This is a genomic window from Marinobacter bryozoorum (assembly GCF_023156245.1).
GTDB lineage: Bacteria > Pseudomonadota > Gammaproteobacteria > Pseudomonadales > Oleiphilaceae > Marinobacter > Marinobacter bryozoorum.
Genome location: NZ_JAKZAH010000071.1, coordinates 123 through 6,620 on the forward strand (window position 1 = coordinate 123; position 6,498 = coordinate 6,620).

Annotated in this window: 5 protein-coding genes; all 5 read right to left on the reverse strand. The window is 52.4% G+C overall.

Going from position 1 to position 6,498, the window contains the following annotated elements; all coding sequences use genetic code 11:
• Window positions 1-601: 601 nt before the first annotated feature.
• On the reverse strand, window positions 602-1,225 hold the full coding sequence (locus tag MLC59_RS19230) for a hypothetical protein (protein ID WP_248237221.1): 624 nt from the start codon (window positions 1,223-1,225) through the stop codon (window positions 602-604).
• A 36-nt stretch (window positions 1,226-1,261) separates the two neighbouring features.
• A complete protein-coding gene (locus MLC59_RS19235; protein ID WP_248237222.1) occupies window positions 1,262-1,966 on the reverse strand; it encodes a hypothetical protein in 705 nt (234 codons plus the stop codon).
• A gap of 36 nt (window positions 1,967-2,002) precedes the next feature.
• Window positions 2,003-4,741 carry a class I SAM-dependent DNA methyltransferase gene (locus MLC59_RS19240; RefSeq protein ID WP_248237223.1) on the reverse strand — a complete coding sequence of 913 codons (2,739 nt, stop codon included), beginning with the start codon at window positions 4,739-4,741 and terminating at the stop codon, window positions 2,003-2,005.
• A gap of 38 nt (window positions 4,742-4,779) precedes the next feature.
• On the reverse strand, window positions 4,780-5,340 hold the full coding sequence (locus MLC59_RS19245) for a recombinase family protein (RefSeq protein ID WP_248237224.1): 561 nt from the start codon (window positions 5,338-5,340) through the stop codon (window positions 4,780-4,782).
• Between the two features lie 273 nt (window positions 5,341-5,613).
• Window positions 5,614-6,327: a hypothetical protein gene (locus MLC59_RS19250; protein ID WP_248237225.1), complete on the reverse strand. Its 714-nt coding sequence runs from the start codon at window positions 6,325-6,327 to the stop codon at window positions 5,614-5,616.
• Window positions 6,328-6,498 lie beyond the last annotated feature (171 nt).

Consider the following 6,498-nt stretch of genomic DNA (forward strand, 5'->3'; position numbering starts at 1 on the left):
CTCACTGAACCTACCTCTTTGGAGCAAACCGGCACCGCAAACCTACCGCTTTTCTTCAGCAGCGATTCGCGCTCTGGTCGAGCCAGTTTGGCTATTATTTGATCAATCAACCGCTGTATTTTTGGGTTTGGGGTAACTTTCTGAAACCTGGTGGCCTGGAGGATCCACGGCAGTGGCCAAACCGGCTCACTGAACCTACCTCTTTGGAGCAAACCGGCACCGCAAACCTACCGCTTTTCTTCAGCAGCGATTCGCGCTCTGGCCGAGCCAGTTTGGCGAGTATTTGATCAATTAGCCGCTGTATTTTTGGGTTTGGGATGACTTTTTGAAACCTGGTGGCCTGGAGGGACTACGACAGTGGCCAAACCGGCTCACTCAACCTACCTGTTCGTGATCAATGAACATGAGCCACGACACAAGTCCGATCGAGGGCTTGATCAGATGGCGCATCGTTCCGTTCTGTGCGTCATGTTCTGGGTAGGCTGCCCCCCGGAATTAACGGCGGTAAACAGGGGGCCCTGCTTGACCGGTCGTGGCCTACCGCCCGGCGCGGCAGCCAACGGGCGGCGATGGTTTGTCATAACGTCCGATTATGCGCAGTTCAGGTCCTCTCATCCAGTTCGTGACTTTGTCGCTCTATGGGCATCACCCGTAGAGCATTCTCAGGCTTCGCTCGGAGTTTTTTCACTTCAGATGCAATTACTTCTAACTGCTCCGCTATTTTCTTGTCCCAGTTCCGGTCGCTGACATCGAAATTTTCAAAGGACTGGATATCAACCCTGGATACCGTTTGATGGGTACGCTTCCAGAAAGCGAGTGAAGGCTGACTCTGGTACGAGGCGGTTATATCGAGGTAGTCCCCATCAATGCCTTGGCGTATGCCTTCAAACTGCCCCCAGGTAATGACTCGCTTCGATCCGGGACCAAAGCAAGGAATCCCGTTGGCGATCGGGCCTTGGTTCATCTGCGCGGGTTTGGGTGCTTTCTCAATACCAAAAGCTCTTTGGGGTATAGGTTTGGTTGATTGAAAAGAAACATTCCATGCTGCGCTTCGGCCTGTATTTTCAATAATCAGATTGATAATGGACGGCCGTTTCAAGTCTGGATCAGCGTAAACCACGACGTGCGGATCCTTCGCATCACGAAACAGCAGATAACTTATCAGAGTCGAGGTCGTCGCGATGACAACTGCGACGAGACTAACAATAAATGCGCTGAGCTCCATAAACCTCCCTAACTGTGTAGCACGTTTGAAAGATGGCTATGCGGTATGCCAAGTCTCGGTTTCTGATTCGTACTCAGCGATACCTAAAGCAGCCAGTGACTGCAGGCCGTCCTCCACCGATTTCATTGGTTTCCTCTTGAACATCCCAGCCAGGCTTTTCGCTGTGTGGGATCGCTCGGCTAGTGCCTCCCGGAGCACTCGAAGCTGGTCGGGAATGGCTTTCGGAAATGTAGCCTTACCGCTACTGGTAGCGGCTTCCGGTTTTACCGTGGCGGCCTTCGGCGCTATATTCACTTCGGTCTGCACAGCATCGGGGGCCTGGTACTCCGGACGCAGCCAGCGAACAATACCCCTTGATTCTTCCTCGGCACGCTGCTTGTTGAGCTCGACCAGTCGCATCAAAAGCTCTTCTTCTGCTTCTGCTTGATCAGCGGGTTTGTCTGGAAGTGGGGTTGTGGCACCGGGACGCCCCACCAATTTGTCGGCTAGATCTGACCAGCCATAGGTTTCGAATACGGCACGATCCAACGCGTCGTGATCTTCGAGCAGAGTGCTGACCAGCCCCTGCTGGTTTATAGCCTTTTCTTTATCGGTCAACTGACTGCCATCGCGTAGCTTTTCCAGGACGTTGTAGATGCCGGTCAATGTCAACGACTTGTAGGCTGCCTGCTGGCACTTGCGGTGGGCGTCGATACGGTCGGCGAGCCTGCCGATTCTAGAGGCATGCTCCTCATTGAGCACCGGAAACGGAAAAGTCTCAAGGCAACGAGTCTTGTTTTAGCGCGGGTCATTTCCCACGCCCAAGCGTCCACCAGCCGCAAGCGCCCACACGACATGAACCCGGCTAGAAAGCACTCCCAACATCGCCGAGTTGTCTACAGCAACATTGACCAACATGTGGTCAGGCAAGATCGAAATATCTAGAAACTGGAATACTCGGTGCTTAGTCGTTTCTACTGTAGCTATATAGCGATTTAGACCCGAAGCGCAAGCACGCCAATCCGGGCGAGGGCGACCATGAAGCCACCATTTCTCGCGAAATCCTCTATCCCTGCTTTGATCTCGTTCTGGCTTTACCCGTTCACGTACCCACTGATAGATGGTTGGATAGAGCTCTCTCACTTCTTCCACCCCAAAGCCGAAAAGGTCGATCACCTTCACGCCACGGGGTTTCTGGCTTAGGTCACGACCGTTTCGGTAGTCACGCACCACGCGCTCGAGCCCATCTATTTCGCCCAAACCAAGGGAGGCCGCCTCCTCAGGAGTAACGATAAAACCAGAACCAGCGAGCATAATTCCATTCGATGAAATCCCACAATTGCTATTCAGGGCCCCTGCACTTGAAACATCGGCTCCGATCGTCAGATCAGAAAAAACCTTCCCTCCACGCTGGCTAAGTTGGACTTGTCGGGCCTCCCGGTCTTCACTTAAGGCTTCATTAGTCACCTGTCGCAGTAGTCCCGGTTGTTCACCAGCCACACCTACCGTCATCGCAATGCGTACCGCCGCACCATCGCTACCATCCACCCAAGGGTGGTCAGGCACAGCGAAGGCAAGTGAAAGCGGCTTTTTAGTATCACCAAGGTGAGGCTCCAGGACACGACGATTGAATGCCTGTCGCAGACTGTTGGTCGTGATGAAGCCAAAACGAACGGTCTCGTTATGGCGTACCTTCTCGGCAGCGATGTGCCACCAGTACATTACGAAATCAGCGGAGTCCGGCACTATGCCACTGAAAACCTGACGCAAGGCGTCTACGTAGCCGTCGCCTAGAGCGTCTCGAATTCTACTTTTTCCAATAAACGGTGGATTGCCGATGATGTAGTCTGCTCTCGGCCACTCAGCTTGGCGAGCGTTGTGGTATCGGTAAACCGCAGTTCGACTAGTCTCATCGGGGATCAATTCTCCGGTGGTAGAGCTAATCTTCATAGCAATGCCATCCCAGATGGTCACCGGCTTTCCATTGTCATCCAGTTCTGGTTCTCGACTGTCGTATTCGATCAGGGCATCCCTGCACTCAATGTTTTTGAAATCCCGCAAAATTGGCTCGGGGAGGTCCAGTCGGTCGTTAAGCCGGTAGTGCCACTGGAGGTAGCCAATCCAAAGAACGAGCTCGGCAATCTGCGCTGCCCGTGGGTTTATCTCCAAGCCCAGGAACTGGTGCGGATCGACGGTCAGGCCTTCACCTTCCAGAACACCTTGCCCCTGGGTCAGCTCGGAGATAAAACCCAGGACCTCCCCCTCCAGACGCTTCATGTGCTCAAGGGCCACATAAAGGAAGTTGGCGCTGCCACAGGCAGGATCCAGAACCTTTGTATCGCAAAGCTTGTAATGAAAGGCTTGGACTTCTTTCAGAGCTTTATCTATTTTCCCCTGACGTAGCAGGGTTTCCGCCGCACCTCGAATGTCACCCCACTGTTCACGAAGGGGCTCAATCAGGGTTGGCATAACCAAGCGTTCAACGTAGGCCCTGGGTGTGTAATGGGCACCCAGCTTGTGGCGCTCCCGAGGATCGAGGGCACGCTCCAGCAGCGTCCCGAAGATGGCGGGTTCAACGAATCGCCAGTCGGCTTTGGCCGCATCAATGAGCAGTTGGATCTGCTGGACATTCAGGGGGATCGGATCGATGCCTTTGAATAAACCGCCGTTGAAGCGCTTAATGGTCTGCATCAGACGCTCACTGTAGCCACCGGCATTCATGGTTTCCCAAAGCGCCTTAACGGCGTGCGGGAAGGCTTCCGGATTCCTGTCCTTAATATCGATCAAAAGGTTCTGAAAGGATGCCTTGGGCAGTAGCTCTACGTCTTCGGCAAACATCGTGAACAGGCAGCGCTTGAGAAAGCTGGCTACCCGCTCGACATCGTATCCGCTGTGTTCCAGGGACTTTGCCAGTTCAGCCAGCTTGGTGCTGACCTCCTGGGTCACCCTGGCAGCATGCTTGCTCGGATCGAGCTGATCTGGTTCTAGCCATAACTGACGAAGACGGTGCTGAACATCCGGTTTGTGCAGGTCGTCCAGTCGGATCTCATAGTGTCTGGGATCAGGGAATGGAACATAGTTACCGCCAGTTCGTGAGAACTCGGAGTACGTGTAGATGGCGTTACCCACATCGACGATCACGATGAATGGCGGGCGGCCATGTTCTACTTCTTCCTGGGGCAGTCCTCGAATATATCGCTCAGCCTGCGCTACAGCTGCATTAACAGCGTTCTGCTGGCTTCGAGATGCCAACTCCTTGCCGGTCTGTTTACCCTCCAGTACGAAGCAGTCCCGACGGTACAGGTCGATGTACCGGTTGTCAGTATTGCCATCGACTCGGGCCGACGCGATGAACCGCTCAAATACATAAGCGTTCTGAGTGGTGTCGCCTTCACCCGGGTCTGGGTGAGGAAGGTCCAGCAGCGTACAAAGGTCTCGCATGAACGATTGGAAGTTTGCTCGTTCACTACCTGTGTTGCCTTTCCAGCGTTTGAGGAATTCATCGACGGCAGAGGGATCTGCAATGAAGGCTTCCAAGCTAACTACTCCTTAGCACTGCATCGTTTTTATTGATGTTACCGGTTTTGTAGCCGTTTAAGCGAAGCATTCAGGGTTCCCCTGGCTACACCAAAGTGCTCAGCTACTTCTGTTTTGGTGATTTTCGGGTCTAACAGCATTGCGGCGGCCTTCTTGGTATCAGCATCGGACATTGCTGGTTTCCGACCACCCTTGCGCCCCCTAGCCCTGGCAGCCTGTAGCCCAGCCATTGTTCGCTCCCGGATCAGGTCACGCTCAAACTCAGCCAGAGCCCCGAAAATATGGAACACTAGGCGACCACCGGAACTGGTAGTGTCGATGGATTCCGTCAGGGACTTAAAGCCGATGCCGCGATCCTGGAGGTCCTGAACCATCTCCACGAGGTCCTTCAAAGATCGAGCAAGGCGATCAAGCTTCCACACGATTAGGACATCGCCCTGCCGGAGCGTACGGAGACACTGCGACAGCTCAGGTCGCTCCCGGAGAGCTCCGGTGAACTTTTCCTGAAAGACCTGTTCAGCCCCGGCTTTTCCCAGGGCATCCACTTGGAGTTCTGGATTTTGGTCTTGGGTGCTGACGCGTGCATAACCTATGATCATAAAAGGTACCTTTTCTGTTCATAGATTGTTGTACGTGATTGTTGGACGCGAAACAAGCAGAAATCGGGTAGTTTTGAGGGTTAGCCTTAAGCGTCCAACAAACGACCCTTTTTTTACCGACACTACTGACCCAGTTACTAGATTTTAAAAATCTAGGCTTTCACGAACATTTCGAATGTGAACGTTTATCTGTGGCTTTTATAACACCGCGTTATCGACGTGGCTTATCGAGAGTTCGGGCGGTTGCCTATAGCCAGAAAATGGTCCTTAACGCTAATGACCTTTCTGCAGGTGGTCGCTGACAAGCTGAATCATGGCAGTTTCAACTTTAACAAAATTATCACGATCCAAGCCTGCTGCTGCATCAACACCATCAGGGGTGCTTGGAATAACCAGTTGGCCATCCTGGTTTAACGCTAAGTCCGAGAGGTCGAGGAAAGAGAGGTTTTCAAAGGAGTTGCGAAACTCTTGTCCTACAACCACCACTGAGTATACGATGAGGCCATCGTAATCGGCACTGACAGCTGAAAAGCTCGCTGTTTCGGTTGTGTCATCAAACACAAGAGTGGCAACTTTTACGATCCCTTCTGAGATCACCGAACGCATGGCACTCAGGTAGTCTTGCTTCATTCGACGGATTTCTGCAGGAACTTCGAAGGGTTCAAGGTCCAAGTATCCAACCCTCTGACCGGCAAGAACAGCCTTAAGGTACTCTGGGTCTCGCAAATAATCGAGTCGCTTTTGCGTAAAGGTAATTTCTATATTGACGCCTTCTATACGACTTTCTTTGCTTGGGTGCCAACCGTTGTGCTGCTTGGCAAACCGCACCATCTCCGCATCCAATTTTCCATCTTTAATTAAGATCTTTTTCTTCTCGAGATTATCTATCTCCCTTTCGAGACTACTAATTTCAGACTTAACAGCTTTTTCGAATGATGCCGCATATTTATCCGCGTACTCGACAAGGTTGGCATAGTAAACTCCCATATCGGGTGTCCCACCACTTTCAGGAAATCTTAACCCAAGGCTAGGCAAAGGTGTTCCATAAGCCAAATGTTTCCGGAGTTTTTTGACAAAGCTACCTAGCAGCCTGTCGGACTTAACCAAGCCCTATCGAAGTGAGATAATCCCTACAACATGGGCCATAACCGGACTTCA

What these genes read in the sequence shown, in the direction of transcription:
- MLC59_RS19230 (WP_248237221.1), bottom strand. Translation starts at nt 1,225, where the DNA reads ATGGAGCTCAGCGCATTTATTGTTAGTCTCGTCGCAGTTGTCATCGCG.
- MLC59_RS19250 (WP_248237225.1), bottom strand. Translation starts at nt 6,327, where the DNA reads ATGGGAGTTTACTATGCCAACCTTGTCGAGTACGCGGATAAATATGCG.
- MLC59_RS19245 (WP_248237224.1), bottom strand. Translation starts at nt 5,340, where the DNA reads ATGATCATAGGTTATGCACGCGTCAGCACCCAAGACCAAAATCCAGAA.